This is a genomic window from Nocardia sp. JCM 38205, assembly GCF_058222935.1.
In genome coordinates this window covers 120,124-136,342 of sequence record NZ_JBYHFL010000006.1, presented here as the reverse complement: position 1 = coordinate 136,342, position 16,219 = coordinate 120,124, and the positions used below count along the sequence as shown (strand labels likewise).

At 68.8% G+C, this 16,219-nt stretch carries 16 protein-coding genes; 4 read left to right on the top strand and 12 right to left on the bottom strand.

Going from position 1 to position 16,219, the window contains the following annotated elements:
* Positions 1–11: 11 nt before the first annotated feature.
* The 10 genes from AC4HOU_RS22325 to glpK (AC4HOU_RS22280) form a co-directional block, all read right to left on the bottom strand.
* Positions 12–923: an RNA polymerase sigma-70 factor gene (locus AC4HOU_RS22325; RefSeq protein ID WP_490725127.1), complete on the bottom strand. Its 912-nt coding sequence runs from the start codon at positions 921–923 to the stop codon at positions 12–14.
* 604 nt (positions 924–1,527) lie between these two features.
* The gene (locus AC4HOU_RS22320) at positions 1,528–1,962 is read right to left on the bottom strand and encodes a hypothetical protein (RefSeq protein WP_194990131.1); all 435 of its coding nucleotides are present in this window, start codon (positions 1,960–1,962) and stop codon (positions 1,528–1,530) included.
* 139 nt (positions 1,963–2,101) lie between these two features.
* The gene (locus AC4HOU_RS22315) at positions 2,102–2,344 is read right to left on the bottom strand and encodes a hypothetical protein (protein ID WP_163817789.1); all 243 of its coding nucleotides are present in this window, start codon (positions 2,342–2,344) and stop codon (positions 2,102–2,104) included.
* Positions 2,341–2,997, bottom strand: coding sequence for an RNA polymerase sigma factor (locus tag AC4HOU_RS22310; protein WP_163817788.1), 657 nt, complete (start codon positions 2,995–2,997; stop codon positions 2,341–2,343). The genes AC4HOU_RS22315 and AC4HOU_RS22310 overlap by 4 nt, the downstream gene beginning before the upstream one ends.
* Positions 2,994–3,236: a hypothetical protein gene (locus tag AC4HOU_RS22305; protein ID WP_490725124.1), complete on the bottom strand. Its 243-nt coding sequence runs from the start codon at positions 3,234–3,236 to the stop codon at positions 2,994–2,996. Before AC4HOU_RS22305 ends, AC4HOU_RS22310 begins: the two co-directional genes overlap by 4 nt.
* A gap of 91 nt (positions 3,237–3,327) precedes the next feature.
* Complete coding sequence (locus AC4HOU_RS22300; protein ID WP_490725122.1) at positions 3,328–5,718, bottom strand: ATP-binding cassette domain-containing protein; 2,391 nt, start codon at positions 5,716–5,718, stop codon at positions 3,328–3,330.
* A 145-nt stretch (positions 5,719–5,863) separates the two neighbouring features.
* Entirely contained in the window at positions 5,864–6,280 is a 417-nt protein-coding gene (locus tag AC4HOU_RS22295) for a VOC family protein (RefSeq protein ID WP_163817782.1), read from the bottom strand.
* A 5-nt stretch (positions 6,281–6,285) separates the two neighbouring features.
* On the bottom strand, positions 6,286–6,729 hold the full coding sequence (locus AC4HOU_RS22290; protein WP_081597397.1) for a helix-turn-helix transcriptional regulator: 444 nt from the start codon (positions 6,727–6,729) through the stop codon (positions 6,286–6,288).
* 194 nt (positions 6,730–6,923) lie between these two features.
* Positions 6,924–8,657 (bottom strand): glycerol-3-phosphate dehydrogenase/oxidase, encoded by a 1,734-nt coding sequence (locus AC4HOU_RS22285; RefSeq protein WP_490725121.1) that lies wholly within the window; start codon positions 8,655–8,657, stop codon positions 6,924–6,926.
* Positions 8,658–8,673: 16 nt separating this feature from the next.
* Complete coding sequence (gene glpK / locus AC4HOU_RS22280) at positions 8,674–10,200, bottom strand: glycerol kinase GlpK (RefSeq protein ID WP_490725120.1); 1,527 nt, start codon at positions 10,198–10,200, stop codon at positions 8,674–8,676.
* A 129-nt stretch (positions 10,201–10,329) separates the two neighbouring features.
* Between glpK (AC4HOU_RS22280) and AC4HOU_RS22275 the strand changes: the two genes are divergently transcribed.
* Both AC4HOU_RS22275 and glpK (AC4HOU_RS22270) read left to right on the top strand, forming a co-directional pair.
* Complete coding sequence (locus AC4HOU_RS22275) at positions 10,330–11,085, top strand: IclR family transcriptional regulator (protein ID WP_163817975.1); 756 nt, start codon at positions 10,330–10,332, stop codon at positions 11,083–11,085.
* Positions 11,082–12,593 carry a glycerol kinase GlpK gene (glpK, locus tag AC4HOU_RS22270; RefSeq protein ID WP_490725119.1) on the top strand — a complete coding sequence of 504 codons (1,512 nt, stop codon included), beginning with the start codon at positions 11,082–11,084 and terminating at the stop codon, positions 12,591–12,593. Before AC4HOU_RS22275 ends, glpK (AC4HOU_RS22270) begins: the two co-directional genes overlap by 4 nt.
* 23 nt (positions 12,594–12,616) lie before the next feature.
* Here the strand turns inward: glpK (AC4HOU_RS22270) and AC4HOU_RS22265 are convergent, their stop codons facing one another.
* Positions 12,617–13,072: a MarR family transcriptional regulator gene (locus AC4HOU_RS22265; RefSeq protein ID WP_490725118.1), complete on the bottom strand. Its 456-nt coding sequence runs from the start codon at positions 13,070–13,072 to the stop codon at positions 12,617–12,619.
* Positions 13,073–13,179: 107 nt separating this feature from the next.
* Between AC4HOU_RS22265 and AC4HOU_RS22260 the strand changes: the two genes are divergently transcribed.
* Positions 13,180–13,575, top strand: a complete 396-nt coding sequence (locus AC4HOU_RS22260) for a hypothetical protein (RefSeq protein ID WP_218586484.1) — start codon at positions 13,180–13,182, stop codon at positions 13,573–13,575.
* Positions 13,576–13,592: 17 nt separating this feature from the next.
* Here AC4HOU_RS22260 and AC4HOU_RS22255 read toward each other — a convergent pair whose 3' ends face one another.
* Positions 13,593–14,714, bottom strand: a complete 1,122-nt coding sequence (locus AC4HOU_RS22255) for an esterase/lipase family protein (protein ID WP_490725117.1) — start codon at positions 14,712–14,714, stop codon at positions 13,593–13,595.
* A gap of 269 nt (positions 14,715–14,983) precedes the next feature.
* Between AC4HOU_RS22255 and AC4HOU_RS22250 the strand changes: the two genes are divergently transcribed.
* Positions 14,984–16,207, top strand: coding sequence for a cytochrome P450 (locus tag AC4HOU_RS22250; protein ID WP_490725116.1), 1,224 nt, complete (start codon positions 14,984–14,986; stop codon positions 16,205–16,207).
* The last annotated feature ends 12 nt before the right edge of the window (positions 16,208–16,219 follow it).

Below are 16,219 nucleotides of genomic sequence, written 5' to 3'. Positions count from 1 at the left end.
GCGGCAGGCGCTCAGCGACTCACCGCGACCACACGCTCCATTCGCGACAACTTCTCCGGATTGCGCACCGCGTACATACCGGTGATCAGCCCGTCGTCGATCCGCAGCGACAACACGCTGTCCAGTTCGCCGTCCAGCCGCAGCACACCCGCGGGCCTGCCATTGACCAGCGTGAGCTCGAACGACGCTACCGGACCCACCCGTTTCCAGCCGTGCATCAGCAACTTCGCCACCGGCAGCGCACCCACCACCGGCCGCGGCAACGCCTGCTTGATGCCGCCGCCGTCGCCGAGCAGCACCACCTCCGGCGCCAGCACATCCAGCAGCGCCTGCACATCACCGGTGTGCAGCGCCCGCTGGAACGCCACGAGCACACTGCGGGTCTCATCCGCCGACACCGGCCCACGCGGGCGTCGCGCCGCCACATGCTCACGCGCGCGGTGGGCGATCTGGCGCACCGCGGCCTGGCTCTTGTCGACGGCCTCGGCGATCTCGTCGTAGCCGAGGGCGAAGACCTCACGCAGGACGAACACTGCCCGCTCGACCGGCGCCAGCGTCTCCAGGACCAGCAGCATCGCCATCGACACGCTGTCGGCCAGCTCGACGTCCTCGGCAACGTCGGGGGAGGTCAGCAGCGGTTCGGGCAGCCACGGGCCGACATAGGATTCGCGGCGGCGTCCGAGTGTGCGCAGCCGGGTCAATGCCTGCCGGGTGGTGATGCGCACCAGATAGGCCCGCCGGTCCCGCACCGTCGGCAGATCGACCTCGGCCCACCGCAGCCACGTCTCCTGCAACACATCCTCGGCATCGGCCGCCGAACCGAGCAACTCGTAGGCCACGGTGAACAGCAGATTGCGGTGCGCGAGAAAGGTCTCGGTGGCAGCATCCACCCGGCCACCCACATTTCCCGGTGCACTGTCCATCCGTCACTCCTGTCCGCTGATCGGCCCGTGTGTCACTCAACTAGACGCCGCGGGCCGTCGATCTGTGACACACGGTGACGATAGCGACCGGCTCGGAGGGGATGGCCCTGATCCCGACTAGTTGACGTAATGTTGATTATCGGTAGTTCTACGGCGCGGCCGGAAGGGGCGGATCAGCTCCGACTGCCGCACTGAAGATGACGTTCACGAGCAGGTGCCCGCCGAGGTTCCGCGCCCGCGAAGGGTCACTGCTCGACAACGCATGCACTCGTCGTCTGTATGCAGTTGCTGTCGTTCTTGGCACGCGCAGCCTGCGACGGCGTTATGTCAGGTCGCGGCGCTGTGGTGTGTGGTCGTTCGGATCTCTGTGGGCCGCCCCGTGCGAGGCCGGAAGCAGCGCACCGCCTCTGGAGCGCGGCATCGCGTGCCGATGTGCGCGAAGTGCCTACTCGACGCCCGATATCGCGCCGAGCTCGCACCACATTGTCGGGCAGGGCTCGGTTCGGCCCACTCCCCTGATGCAACAGAACCCTCCCTATATTCGTCACTGTGACAAATATAGGGAGGGTTCTCCGTCGCCGTGCCGACTACTTGCGGCCGGATATCACGATTGCCGGGTAGGCAGTCCATTCGGATAGGCCCACGCCAGGCGGGTCAGGACCAGGGCCGCGGCCATCAGGCCGAAGTCGCGCAGAGCGATATCGCCATAGCCGCCGACGATCAGCAGGTTGACGATGATCCCGCCGAGCCAGGCCGCGACGAGCGGCGCACCCAGGCGCGGGAACACGAGCACGGCGATCCCGGCGACGATTTCGATCACCCCGACGATGTTCATCGCAGTGGCCGCATCGCCGGGAACGAGGTCGTTCACGAATCCAGCGAGGTAACGAGTCCAGTCATCGGTGAGAACGTTGGCGAATTTGTCGAGCCCGAACAGGATGGGCAGTACGCCGAATCCGAGCCGCAAGGCCCAGAACGCTTGATAGCCGGGTTCGGTGAGGCCGGCGGTGTGCTGGGTGCTGGTGGCTTGCGCAGTCATTCGTTTCTCCTGACAACGATGCGAGGGACGACCGGCCCCGGTGGGGTGCGCTCGGCTTCCTGCCGAGCGCAACCGGTCCACAGTGTTAGTGGCGGCGGCGGGGCCGGTCTTACCTGCGAGCGGCGAAGTTTTCGCGCCGCTACTGCCGCGGTTCGTGATGTCCGGCGAGCAAATCGTGCAGGGCCGCTGCCTCTTCGGCGCACGCGCCGCATCCGGCCAGGTGCACGCGCATGGCGAGGTCGTCGTAGCTCGGGTCGGCGATGCGGCGTTCGACGTATTCGTCGATCCGCTCGAAGCATTCGTCGCAGGACAGGTAGGGGCTGGTATCGGCCAGCAGTGCGGCGATGATGTCGGCGCCGGGGCCGGTGTGCGGATCGGTCATGGGATGCTCCGATCGGTGCGGGTGTCGAGATGTCCGCTGGCGATGAGGGCGGTTCGCAGCCGGCGACGGGCGTCGTGCAGGGTTTTGTAGAGGGCGTTGCGGGTGCTGCCGAGACGTTCGGCCAGCACGTCGATCGGCACCTGCTCCACCACCAGGGCCAGCAGGATGCGCCGTTGATGCGGGGTGAGCTCGCCGACGATGGCGGCTTCTACCGCGCGGCCGAGTTCGGTGGCGTCGAAGACGGCGTCCGGCGTGGGCGATCTGTCGGCGATCGATGTCAGGGCGTCGGGCAGCAGTATTTCCCGGTGCCGCCAGGCCTGGCGGCGTACCGCGACTCCGGCGTGGTGTACGCCGAATTTGTAGGCCCAGGTGGTGAATCGGCTGCGGCCTTGGAAGGTCGGGAGTTGGCGCAGTACGGCGATCACGGCGTCGTCGGCGCATTGTTGGGCGAGATCTTCGAGTTCGTCGGCGCCTGCACCGGTCAGCAGGTGGCGTAGCCGCCAGATCTGGTGGCGGGTGGCGCGTAGCAGGACTTCGCGCAGGCGGGCGATGGCGTGGTGGCCGGCGGGGCCGTCGTCGGTGAGATCGGTCAGCCATTCCTGATCGGTCTGTGGGCGGGTGGCGTCGGCGGTGGTGGGGTTGACGGTGCTCACGGCGGGGTCTCGATTCCTGGCATCGGCGCGAGGATGCGCACCGCCAGTTCCGGTGTGCAGCCCTGGTCGACGAGTTGGGCCAGCGCGAGGAGGTCGATGGTGGGATCGGAGGCCACGGTGTCAGCCAACCACGGCGGGAATCCGGACGCCACCAGCCATCGTCTGCGCCAGTCGCGGATGTCGGTCGATGGGCACCGTGGTTGGGGCGGGTCGGGGTGTGGGCGCGTGGAAGTGGCCATGCCCTATTGGTGTCGCTCGACGGGGCGAGTCTTACCTCGGCGCCCCGCCGTCGGGTATCGGGTGTTCGGACGGCGGGCGGCGATGGGTGGGTCAGGCTCCCACGTAGTCGGCGAGGTGTTCGCCGGTGAGGGTGGAGCGGTCGGCGACGAGGTCGGCGGGGGTGCCTTCGAAGACGACTTTGCCGCCGTCGTGGCCTGCGCCGGGGCCGAGGTCGATGATCCAGTCGGCGTGGGCCATCACGGCTTGGTGGTGTTCGATGACGATGACGGTTTTGCCGGCGTCGACGAGCCGGTCGAGCAGGCCGAGCAGGTTGTCGACGTCGGCGAGGTGCAGGCCGGTGGTGGGTTCGTCGAGGATGTAGACCCCGCCCTTCTCCCCCATGTGGGTGGCCAGTTTGAGGCGTTGGCGTTCGCCGCCGGACAGGGTGGTCAGTGGTTGCCCGATGGTGAGGTAGCCGAGGCCGACGTCGGCGAGGCGTTGCAGGATCTTGTGTGCGGCGGGGGTGCGGGCTTCGCCGGAGCCGAAGAAATCTTCGGCTTCGGCGACGGGCATGGCGAGGACTTCGCTGATGTCGCGGCCGCCGAGCTTGTAGTCGAGCACTTCGGCGAGGAAACGTTTGCCCTCGCATTCCTCGCAGGGGGTTTCCATGGTGGCCATCATGCCGAGGTCGGTGTAGATGACGCCGGCGCCGTTGCAGGCGGGGCAGGCGCCTTCGGAGTTGGCCGAGAACAGTGCGGGTTTGACGCCGTTGGCTTTGGCGAAGGCTTTGCGGATGGGGTCGAGCAGGCCGGTGTAGGTGGCGGGGTTGGAGCGGCGGGAGCCTTTGATGGCGCCTTGGTCGATGACGACGACGCCGTCGCGGCGGGCGAGGTTGCCGTGGATGAGGGAGCTCTTGCCGGAGCCGGCGACGCCGGTGACGACGGTGAGTACGCCGGTGGGGATGTCGACGTCGACGTCGACGAGGTTGTTCTGGTTCGCGCCGCGGATTTCGAGGGCGCCGTCGGGTGTGCGCACGGTTTCTTTGAGGGTGGCGCGGTAGCCGAGGTGGCGGCCGGTGAGGGTGTCGCTGGCGCGCAGGCCGTCGATATCGCCTTCGTAGCAGACTGTTCCGCCGCCGGTGCCCGCGCCGGGGCCGAGGTCGATGATGTGGTCGGCGATGGCGATGGCTTCGGGTTTGTGTTCGACGACGAGCACGGTGTTGCCTTTGTCGCGCAGCCGCAGCAGCAGGTCGTTCATGCGTTGGATGTCGTGCGGGTGCAGGCCGATGGTGGGTTCGTCGAAGACGTAGGTGACGTCGGTGAGGGCGGAGCCGAGGTGGCGGATCATCTTGGTGCGTTGGGCTTCTCCGCCGGAGAGGGTGCCTGCGGGGCGGTCGAGGGACAGGTAGCCGAGGCCGATTTCGACGAAGCCTTCGAGGGTGTGGCGCAGGGTGGTGAGCAGTGGTGCGACGGAGGGTTCGTCGAGGTCGCGGACCCAGTCGGCGAGGTCGCTGATCTGCATGGCGCAGGCGTCGGCGATGGAGATGCCGTTGATCTTGGAGGAGCGGGCGGCTTCGGTGAGGCGGGTGCCGTCGCATTCGGGGCAGGTGGTGAAGGTGATGGCGCGGTCGACGAAGGCGCGGATGTGGGGTTGCATCGCTTCGCGGTCTTTGGACAGGAACGATTTCTGGATGCGTGGGATGAGGCCTTCGTAGGTGACGTTGACGTTGTCGACCTTGATGCGGGTGGGTTCTTTGTAGAGCAGGTCGTTGAGTTCGCGTTTGGTGTATTTGCGGATGGGCTTGTCGGGGTCGAGGAAGCCGGAGCCCATGAAGATGCGTCCGTACCAGCCGTCCATGCTGTAGCCGGGGATGGTGAGGGCGCCTTCGCGCAGGGATTTGCTGTCGTCGTAGAGCTGGGTGAGGTCGAAGTCGGAGACTTTGCCCATGCCTTCGCAGCGTGGGCACATGCCGCCGGTGATGCTGAAGCTGCGGCGTTCTTTGACGGTGTGCCCGGCTTTTTCGATGGTGACCGCGCCTGCGCCGCTGATGGAGGCGACGTTGAAGGAGAACGCTTGGGGTGAGCCGATGCGGGGTGTGCCGAGGCGGCTGAACAGGATGCGCAGCAGGGCGTTGGCGTCGGTGGCGGTGCCGACGGTGGAGCGGACGTTGGCGCCCATGCGTTCTTGGTCGACGATGATGGCGGTGGTGAGGCCATCGAGGGCGTCGACGTCGGGGCGGGCGAGGTTGGGCATGAACCCTTGGACGAAGGCGCTGTAGGTTTCGTTGATCATCCGCTGGGATTCGGCGGCGATGGTGGAGAAGACCAGTGAGCTCTTGCCGGAGCCGGAGACGCCGGTGAAGACGGTGAGGCGGCGTTTGGGGATGTCGACGCTGATGTCTTTGAGGTTGTTCTCGCGGGCGCCTTGGACACGGATGGTGTCGTGGCTGTCGGCCAGGGGCAGGGCGGCCGGTGCGGTGTCCTTGGTCGTGGCCGGGCTCATGGTGAGGTCTCCATCTGTTCGCGAACGCGGCCGGTGCGGGCCGAGCGGGTGTTGTGCGTGATCGTATGCGGTGCGCCGGTGGTGGCGTGCCGATTCCCCGCACCGGTGGATGCTGTGTGGTTGCTGCCGGTGCGGGGTCGGTGGGTCAGCTGATCTGCTGGATGCGCAGCAGGTTGCCCGAGGGGTCGCGGATGGCGCAGTCGCGGATGCCGTAGGGCTGGTCGGTGGGTTCCTGGACTACTTCGGCGCCGTTGGCTTGGAGTTGGTCGAAGACGCCGTCGACGTCTTTGGTGGCGAGGTTGAGGCTGGCGTAGGTGCCTTTGGCCATCATTTCGGTGATGGTGCGGCGTTCGTCGTCGGTGACGCCGGGGTCGGCTTCGGGTGGGTAGAGCACGATCGAGGTGGCCGGTTGGTCGGGTGGGCCGACGGTGATCCAGTGCATGCCTTGGTAGCCGACGTCGTTGCGGACTTCGAATCCGAGGACGTCGCGGTAGAAGCCGATGGCGGCTTCTGGGTCGGTGTGCGGTAGGTAGGTTTGGGCGATGGTGAGGTCGTTGGTCATGGTGGTCACGCTAATTGCTGTGGTGAGAGCGGCGCTTCTCGATTCCTGATCGGTCTGGTGACCTTTTTGGCGACGCAGGAGGGCATGCCGTCGGTGTGGGCGGCTTCGCGGCGGTAGGCGCTGGGTGGCATGCCGACGAGTTCGGTGAAGCGGGTGCTGAAGGTGCCGAGGGATTGGCAGCCGACGGCGAAGCAGACTTCGGTGACGCTGAGTTCGCCGGCGCGCAGCAGGGCCATGGCGCGTTCGATGCGGCGGGTCATGAGGTAGGAGTAGGGGGATTCGCCGTAGGCCTGTTTGAACTGGCGGCTGAGGTGGCCTGCGGACATGTGGGCGTCGCGGGCGAGGGCTTCGACGTCGAGGGGTTGGGCGTATTCGCGGTCGATGCGGTCGCGCACGCGCCGGAGCCTGGCCAGGTCGCGCAGATGTTGCTCGGTGGCGGGTGTGCTCACGGTGCTGATGCTGCCATGTGTTCGCGGTGCTGCCCAGCAGTGTGTTCGGGGGTCGGGCCGATGTTGTGTGTTCGGTATTCGGTGACTCCCCTGTCCCCCGGCGCCGCCCGCCTCGGGTGGGGGCGCGCGGTGCCGGGGTGTCAGCGGGCTGCGCGGCCCGCAACGAACGGCCGGTTACGCGGGACAGCAGATGCTCAGGCGTCGACGGGTGTGGCGCGGGAGTCGGGTGCGGTGCGGCGGATGGCGTCGGCGGTGGCGTCGTCGGGCTGGTGTTGGGCGTCGAGTTCGGCGGCGACGCGGGTGGTGTAGCGCTCGATTTCGCGGGCGATGTCGGTGCTGTCCCAGCCGAGGTGGGGTGCGGCGAGGGCGGCGGCTTCGGCGGCGACGGCGGTGCCGCGGTCGGGGGTTTCGATGGACAGGTGGGTGCGGCGGGTGAGGATGTCGTCGAGGTGCAGGGCGCCTTCGTGGGTGACGGCGTAGACGATCTCGGCGCGCAGGTAGGGGGTGGTGCCGAGGGGGCGGGCGAGGGTGGGGTCGACGGTGATGAGGTCGCGGATTTCGGTGACGGCGCTGCCGTAGCGGCCGAGCAGGTGGTCGATGGTGGCCGGGGGCAACCGCATCTCGTCGGCGAGGCGGGCGCGCGACAGTGACAGTTCGGTGTAGCCGTGGGCGCCGACGAGTGGGACGGTGTGGGTGCGGCTGGGGCCGATGCGTTGCGGGAGGCCGGCGATGGCGGCGTCGACGGCGTCGGCGGCCATGACGCGGTAGGTGGTGTATTTGCCGCCGGCGACGAGGACGAGCCCGGGGACCGGGGTGACGACGGCGTGTTCGCGTGAGAGTGCGGTGGTCTGGTCGGTGTTGCCCGCGAGCAGGGGGCGTAGTCCGGTGTAGACGCCGACGATGTCGTCGTGGCCGATGGGGTTTTCCAGTAGCCGGTTGACCTGGGTGAGGATGTAGTCGATGTCGGCGCGGGTGGCGGCGGGGTGGGCCAGGTCGTGGTCCCAGGGGGTGTCGGTGGTGCCGATGACCCAGTGTTGGTCGCTCCAGGGGCACGGGATGACGAACAGCAGGCTCTTGTCGGTTTCGGTGATGAGCCCGGTGGTGGCGTCGATGCGGTCGCGTGGGACGACGATGTGGACGCCTTTGGAGGTGCGGATCCGGAATTGGGGGGTGGCGTCGAGCATGGCCTGGATGTCGTCGGTCCATGGGCCTGCGGCGTTGATGACGCGGGTGGCGCGGATGTCGAAGCGGTGCCCGGTTTCGAGGTCTTCGACGACGGCGCCGGTGATGGTGTCGCCGTCGCGGAGGAAGTCGATGACGCGGGTGCTGGAGGCGCAGAGGGCGCCGTGGGTGGCGGCGGTGCGGGCCAGCATCATGGTGTGGCGGGCGTCGTCGATCTGGCCTTCGTAGAAGCTGACGCCGCCGCGGATGCGGTCGCGTTTGGCGCCGGGGAATCGGTCGAGGGTGGCGCGGCGGCCGAGGTGGCGGTGGTGGGCGGGCACGCCGCGGCCGGCGCCGAGGATGTCGTAGACGCCGATGCCTGCGCCTGCCCAGGCGCGGTCCAGTAGTGGGCGTTGCAGGGGGTAGACGAATTCGACGGGGGTGGCCAGGTGCGGGGCGAGGGTGTCGAGGATGAGGGAGCGTTCGCGTAGCGCTTCGAAGACGAGGCCGAAGTCGAGTTGTTTGAGGTAGCGCAGGCCGCCGTGGATGAGTTTGGAGGAGCGGCTGGAGGTGCCGGAGGCGTAGTCGCGGGCTTCGACGAGGCCGACGCGCAGGCCGCGGGTGACGGCGTCGAGGGCGGTGCCCGCGCCGACGACGCCCGCACCGATGACGAGGACGTCGAGTTCGGTGGTGGCCATGGTGTGCAGGGCGTGGGCGCGGGTGGTGGGGTTGAGCGGCAGGGGTGTGGTGAGCGTGCGGCCGGTCATGGGGGTGTCTTTCTGGTTAGTAGGTGGTGGTCAGGGGGGTGGACCGGTCGAGGGTGCGGCCGACGGCTTCGGTCCAGCCCGAGTAGCCGTCGGCGCGTTGCTGTTCGGTCCAGGTGGGGTGCCAGCGGGTGTCTTCGCGCCAGTGCCGGCGTAGTTCGCCGGTGTCGCGCCAGTAGCCGGTGGCCAGGCCCGCGGCGTAGGCGGCGCCGAGGGCGGTGGTTTCGGTGATGACGGGGCGGCTGACGGGGACGCCGAGGATGTCGGCTTGGATCTGCATGCACAGGTCGTTGGCGGTGACGCCGCCGTCGACGCGCAGTACGTGCAGGTCGACGCCGGAGTCGCTGGTCATGGCGTCGATGACGTCGCGGGTTTGGTAGCCGATGGCTTCGAGGGTGGCGCGGGCGATGTGGGCGCTGGTGGCGTAGCGGGTGAGGCCGACGATGGCGCCGCGGGCGTCGGAGCGCCAGTGCGGGGCGAACAGGCCGGAGAAGGCGGGCACGAAGTAGACGCCGCCGTTGTCGGTGACTTGCGCGGCGAGTGTTTCGCTGTGGGCGGCGGCGGGGATGATGCCGAGTTGGTCGCGGAGCCATTGGACGGCGGATCCGGTGACGGCGATGGAGCCTTCGAGGGCGTAGACGGCGGGTTGGTCGCCGAGTTGGTAGCAGACGGTGGTGAGCAGGCCGTTGGTCGATCGGACGGGGGTGGTGCCGGTGTTGAGGAGCAGGAAATTGCCGGTGCCGTAGGTGTTCTTGGCTTGGCCGGGGTCGAAGCAGACCTGTCCGATCATGGCGGCCTGCTGGTCGCCGAGGGCGGCGGCGATAGGGACGGCGGCGGCGAGGGGGCCGTCGGGGTGGGTGTGTCGGTAGTGGGTGGGGTGGGCGGAGGCGGTGATGGTGGGCAGCATGGCGCGGGGGATGTCGAACAGGGTGAGCAGTTCGTCGTCCCAGTCGAGGGTGTCGAGGTCCATGAGCATGGTGCGGGCGGCGTTGGTGACGTCGGTGCGGTGGATGCCGCCGCGGGTGCCGCCGGTGAGGTTCCACAGCAGCCAGGTGTCGATGGTGCCGGCGAGGGCGTCGCCGCGTTCGGCGGCGGCGCGCAGGCCCGGCTGGGTGTCGAGCAGCCAGCGGATTTTGCCGCCGGAGAAGTAGGTGGCCGGTGGCAGTCCGGTGCGGTGGCGGATGAGTGGGCCCGCGGTGGCGTCGAGTTCGGCGGCGATGCGGTCGGTGCGGGTGTCTTGCCAGACGATGGCGTTGTGGTGCGGGCGGCCGGTGTGACGGTCCCAGATGACGGTGGTTTCGCGTTGGTTGGTCAGTCCGATGGCGGCGAGGTCGCTCGAGCGCAGGCCGTGGCGGTCCAGGGCGGTCCGGATGACGGTGCAGCTGCGTTCCCAGATGTCGAGCGGGTCGTGTTCGACCCAGCCGGGGCGCGGCAGGATCTGCTGGTGTTCGAGCTGGTGGCCGGCGACGACGGTTCCGGTGTGGTCGAAGACCAGGAATCGGGTGCTCGTGGTGCCTTGGTCGAGGGCGCCGATGAAGTCGGTCATCTGTTCTCCGCGGTCGGGGCTCGCTGCCCCGTCGCAGGAGCGGCCACCGCCGAACGTAGGCAGCCTCGCCACTGCCCACAACGGGGTGCGTTCGACAATGTCGAACGGTTCACCCGCTACGGTGGTGGGGTGCCCGGACCCATTCAGTCGATCGAGCGAGCCGCCGCGATCATGGCGCTGGTGGCGCAGGCGCCGTTCGGTATCGGGGTGAGCGAGGTGGCGGGTGCGCTGGGGCTGCCGAAGGCCACGGTGCACGGGTTGCTGCGCACCCTGCACGGGGTGGGGTATGTGACCCAGGATGCGCGCACCGGGAAGTACCGGATGGGTGCGGCGCCCTCCGGGGCGGGTATGGACACCAATGTGCTGCGCTCGTATGCGATGAACTGGGCCGACACTCTGGCTGCGCGGTCGGGGGAATCGGTGCGGATGGGTGCGGTACACGATGAGGGGGTGCAGATCGTGCATCACGTGTTCCGCCCCGATCGGTCGCCGCAGCGGCTGCGGGTGGGTGTGGTGCTGCCGTTGCATGCGACGGCGCTGGGCAAGGTGCTGCTCGCCTACACACCCGGCCTCGCCGAACGTGGCGGCGAACTGCCCGGCTACACCCACCGCACGATCACCGCACCGCGTGCGCTGCACGCCGAGATCGCGCAGGCGCGGGCGCAGGGGTTCGCCATCGACGTCGGTGAATTCGCGGCCGAACGCGCGTCGGTGGCGGCGCCGGTGCGCGATCCCGGTGGACGCGTCGTCGGCGCGATCGGTGTGGTGGGGTCGGTCGACCGGGTGAGCGGTGCCGCGCGGGCGGGGCTGGTTGAGGTGGTGCGGTCGGCAGCGGCGGCGATCTCGGCCGATATCGCCGCCGATCGGGCGCGGGTGCGGCGATGAGGGCGCCGCGGCGGGCAAGCAACCGGTATGTGCTGGCCGTCGATCAGGGCACGACGTCGAGTCGCGCCATCGTCTACGACGCGGCCGGGCAGCTGGTGTCGGTGCTGCAGCGTGAGCATCGTCAGCTGTATCCGGCGGCCGGGCAGGTCGAACACGATGCGAACGAGGTGCGCCGCCAGGTGCAGGCGTTGATCGGGCGGGCGATCACCGCGGCCGGGATCGGTGCCGGGCAGGTGGTGGGGATCGGGATCGCCAATCAACGTGAGACGACGGTGCTGTGGGATCGGCGCACCGGCCGCCCGGTGGGCAATGCCATTGTCTGGCAGGACACCCGAACCGACGACCTCGTCGCGCACCTGTCCGCCAGGCCCGGGGTCGACGAGGTGAGCGAACTCAGTGGGCTACCGCTGCTCGGCTATTTCGCCGCCCCCCGCATCCGCTGGCTACTCGACCGCGACGAACGCCTGCGCGCGGGCGCCGAACGCGGCGACATCCTGTTCGGCACCATGGACAGCTGGCTGATCTGGAACCTCACCGGCGGCGTGCACGTCACCGACGTCAGCAACGCCGGGCGCACCATGCTGATGAACCTGCACACCCTCGACTGGGATCGGCGGCTGCTGGAGTTCTTCGATATCCCGCGGGCGATGCTGCCCGAGATCCGTTCCAGCGCCGAGGTGTACGGCCGGACCGTGATCGAGCCGTCCGGTATCCCGATAGCGGCCGCGCTGGGTGATCAGCAGGCCGCGCTGGTGGGGCAGACCTGTTTCGCGGCCGGGGAAACCAAATGCACGTATGGCACCGGGGCTTTCCTGCTGTCGAATACCGGTACCGCGCCGGTGCGGTCACAGCACGGGTTGCTGACGACGGTGGGTTTCCGGCTCGGTGACGAGCCCGCCCACTACGCGCTGGAAGGTTCGATCGCCTCGACCGGTTCGCTGGTGCAGTGGCTGCGTGACCGGCTCGGGCTCATCGACTTCGCACCCGAGATCGAAACGCTCGCCGCCACCGTCGCCGACAATGGTGGATGCTCGGTGGTGCCTGCGTTTTCGGGATTGTTCGCGCCCCGCTGGCAGGCCGAAGCGCGCGGGGTGATCGCCGGGCTGACCTCCTACATCACCCGCGGGCATGTGGCGCGGGCGGTGCTGGAAGCCACGGCATGGCAGACCAGGGAGGTCGTCGAGGCATTGAACGCCGACACCGGAAGGCCCCTGACCGAACTGCGCGTGGACGGCGGCATGACCTCGAACAATCTGCTGATGCAACAGATCTCCGATGCGCTCGGGGTGCCGGTGCAGCGGCCGCTGTTCGCCGAAACCGTCTCACTTGGTGCGGCCTACGCGGCGGGGCTGGCGGTCGGGTTGTGGCCCGATGTGGATGGGCTGCGCCGTAACCGCCATATCGCCGGGCGCTGGGAGCCTGCCGTTTCGGCCGCCGGCCGCGACCGTGGTTACCGGCAGTGGAGCCGCGCCGCGGCCCTGAGCTACGACTGGACCGGACACCAGTAGCGGCACGTCACCGGCGGCCACGCTCACTCGGAAGCGACGGCCTCCTCATAGGCGCGGAGTGTGGCGATGACCAAGGCGCGCTGGTCGGCGGTCAGCGGTCCCAGCGCGGCACGCCATCCCCGATCCGCACCACCGAGCCAGGCCGTTACCGCTTCGCGGTGCGCGTCGGCGATGGCGACCAGGGTGCGGCGGCGGTCGTTGTCGTCGGTGCGGCGGTCCAGGACGCCTTGGCGGCTGAGATCGCCGACCATCAAGCTCACCGTGGTGGGCGCGACCTCGAGTCGCTTCGCCAGTTCGTTGACGGTGAGCGGTCCGTCGAACAGGACGTAGGTCAGCAGCGACAGGTGCCGGGGTGCCAGATCGAACGATCGCAGCGCTTCGGGCACCGGCAGGCGTTTCGCGCGGCCGACCAGGCGCGGCATGAGCAGCACCATGGCCCGGACACTGTCGTCCAGCGACAGAGCGTCGTCGGTTGACATACCTTTCTCCCTAAAATACCTTTGTTGTTAAAGCTATATCGGGGTGAACAGGGCCCATCGTCTCATGCGGACGGGCGGTCACACACCCTTCCTGGAGGTATCGACGAGTGTCCGAACCACCCGCCCGCCTGCGAGCCCTGACCATCGGATTGCATCCACACGCCATGGATTACGGTCGAAACCCGGGCCTGGACGAGGCCGAACTCACGGCCAGGGTCGACGCCGCCAACGCCGCCCTCCGCGACACCGAATTCGATGTCACGCCCTGCATGGTGCAGGCCTCACCCGCCCAGGCCGAATCCACAGTCCGCGAGCTGCTGGCCGCCCAGACGTTCGACCTCGTCATGCTCGGCGGTGCGGTGCGGGCCCTCCCCGAGCACACTCTGCTGTTCGAACGCCTGGTCAACGTCCTCGTCGAGGAGGCCCCGGGAATCCGGTTCTGCTTCAACACCTCACCCGAGACCACCCTCGACGCGCTGCGCCGCGCAGCCGCGTCCGCCTAGTCGCCCGGCCCGCACCGTCAGAGCCCGCCGCCGCCACCGATCAGCCACGGATTGAAGGCGCACACCAGCTCCGGGTGCGCGGCGGGGTCGAGGGCACGCAGCACCATCGACATCGCGCGCGGGGAGTACATCATCGTCAGGTGATCGGACAGATCCTGTTCGCAGCCGTCCTGCACCGTCAGGTTGGCGACGGTCGCGCCGGGGCCGGGCCGCAGGAACGTCAGATCGTAGGGGTTGACGATTTCATCCCAGCGGGAGGCGATCACGGTGTAGTCGACACCGGCGACAGTGTCACCGCCGGCATTGAGCGCGTGCAGAAATGGGGATCCGATGACCTGCTCGATATTGGCGGGGCCGACGAACAGCTGATTGAACCCGAGGATGTCCAGGCCGAGATCATTGATTGCGCGTCCGAGCGCGGCGATGCCGAGCAGGCTGGTGCCGTGATGGGTGGCGCCGAGGGTGATCAGCCGGTCCACGTCGGTGTCGCCGCCCTCGAATTTCAGGTAGTGGGCGGCCACGGTACCGCCCTGGGAATGGGCGACGATATCGACCGATTCCGCGCCCGTCTCCCCCAGCACCCGATCCACGAAATCGGCGAGCTGACGCGCCGATTGCGCCATCGGCCCCACCGCGTTGCGGCCCGGCATCAGCGGACCGAGACCGCCGCCCTCGAGCACACCCAACTGCCCGTAATTGAGGGCGAACACACAGAAACCCGCCCGCGCCAGACGCGCCGACAGGTACGCGAAACTGTCATAGGCGTTCATCCACGACCCGTGCATCAACACCACCGGACGCGGATGCTGCGGAGTGGGGCGGCAATTCCAGTCGTTGGCGCCCGGCGGCGCCGCATTCGGATGCAGCAGACCGTAGGCGAAGGCGGCCAGCGCGGCCGTCGCCTCCGGGCCCGGCCCGGCCGCGACCATCGACCGGCTGGCCGGCGCGCCCGCGCTACCCGACACCGCACCGGCCTGCGCTGCGCCCGGCTGTGTGGCGTTGATCTGGTCCGCCAGTTGCTGTTCGGTCACCGCCGGCTCGGGTGCCGCGTTCCCCGGTGGTAGCGGCCCGGCGGCCAGCAGCGCCGATCCCGCGAGCACCGCTGCGGCCTGCGCGGCCCGTCGTATTGCCCAACCCATGTGTCGTCCTCTCACGCACCCCGGCAAGCCACCGCATCGATCGCACTGGAACTCACCGGTTCAGATTCGAAACTCGTCGCGACGCTAGAAGTTCCGGACACCCGCGCGGACCGCATCGACCGCGAATCCGAGCATTCCCACCGCGACGCCCGGCACCGATTGGAGAAAGACACAACCGCATCAGGTCCCGGCGCGGAGGCGGCGGCGCGGGCCGCGTACAGCCGGTAGCCTCGTCGGGGAGCGTTGTCACGACGGACCAGGGGGCGTGCATGAGCGCGGACACGGCGCACATCGTGGGAAAAGTGTTGATGCAGCTCGCCGAACCCGAAGGCCGCGCCGACCCCTACCCGCTGTATGAGCAGCTACGGGCCTGCGGACCGGCGGTTGTCGCCCCCGACGGGACCATCGTGGTCACCGGATACCGTGTGGTGTCGGCACTGGCACGCGACCATCGGCTCCGCAAACGGCCGGAAACCTCGCTTGCCGCCAACGGATTCCCGCACTGGCAGCAGCGGCCGCCCGGGTTGCGGTTGATCTTCGGCAGCATGCTGGTGGCCAACCCGCCCGAACACACCCGGCTGCGGCGGCTGGTGTCCGGCGCGTTCACCAGCAGACGAGTCGCTGGGCTGCGGCCGGCGATCGAGAAACTGGTCGACGGGCTGCTCGACCGGATGCACACCGCCGCGATGAACGGCCCGATCGACTTCATCGACGAATTCGCATTCCCCTTGCCGGTCACCGTGATCGGTGAACTGCTCGGCATCCCCGCAGCCGACCGGATGCGCTTCCAGCCACTGGTGCGGGACTGGACCGCGGTCCTGGACCGGCTCGACGAACCCACCGTCGCCGCCGCCGACACCGCGGCCGACACCATCACCGACTACCTGCGCGAACTGATCGCCCGCCGCCGCCGCGAACCCGCCGACGATCTGCTCTCCGCGCTCGCCGCCCCCGACGACGGACTGCCCGACGACGAACTGATCACCATGGCCGCGCTGCTGTTCGCCGCCGGATTCGAAACCACCACCGGCCTGCTCGCCAACGGCCTGCGCGCCCTGCTCGACCACCCCGGCCAAGCCCAGCAGTTGCGTGAACGCCCCGAACTGGCCACCACCGCGGTCGAGGAACTGCTGCGCTACAACTCCCCCGTGCAGCTGCTCACCCCACGCACCGCACCCGAAGCCATCGACGTCGCCGGACTCCACCTCGACGCCGGCCGGCGCGTGGTCATGCTGCTCGGCGCCGCCAACCACGACCCCGACATCTTCGACCACCCACACCACCTGCGACTGGACCGCGACGGCGAACCACCGCTGTCCTTCGGCGGCGGCATCCACTACTGCCTCGGCGCGCCCCTGGCCCGCCTCGAAGCCCAGATCGCCTTCCCCGCCCTGCTACGCCGCTTCCCCGGCCTCGCCCTCGCCGCCACCCCCGTCCCCCGCGACGGGCTGGCCCTGCACGGGCTCGTGCACATGCCGATCCACCTGCACTGACCGCGACGTCAC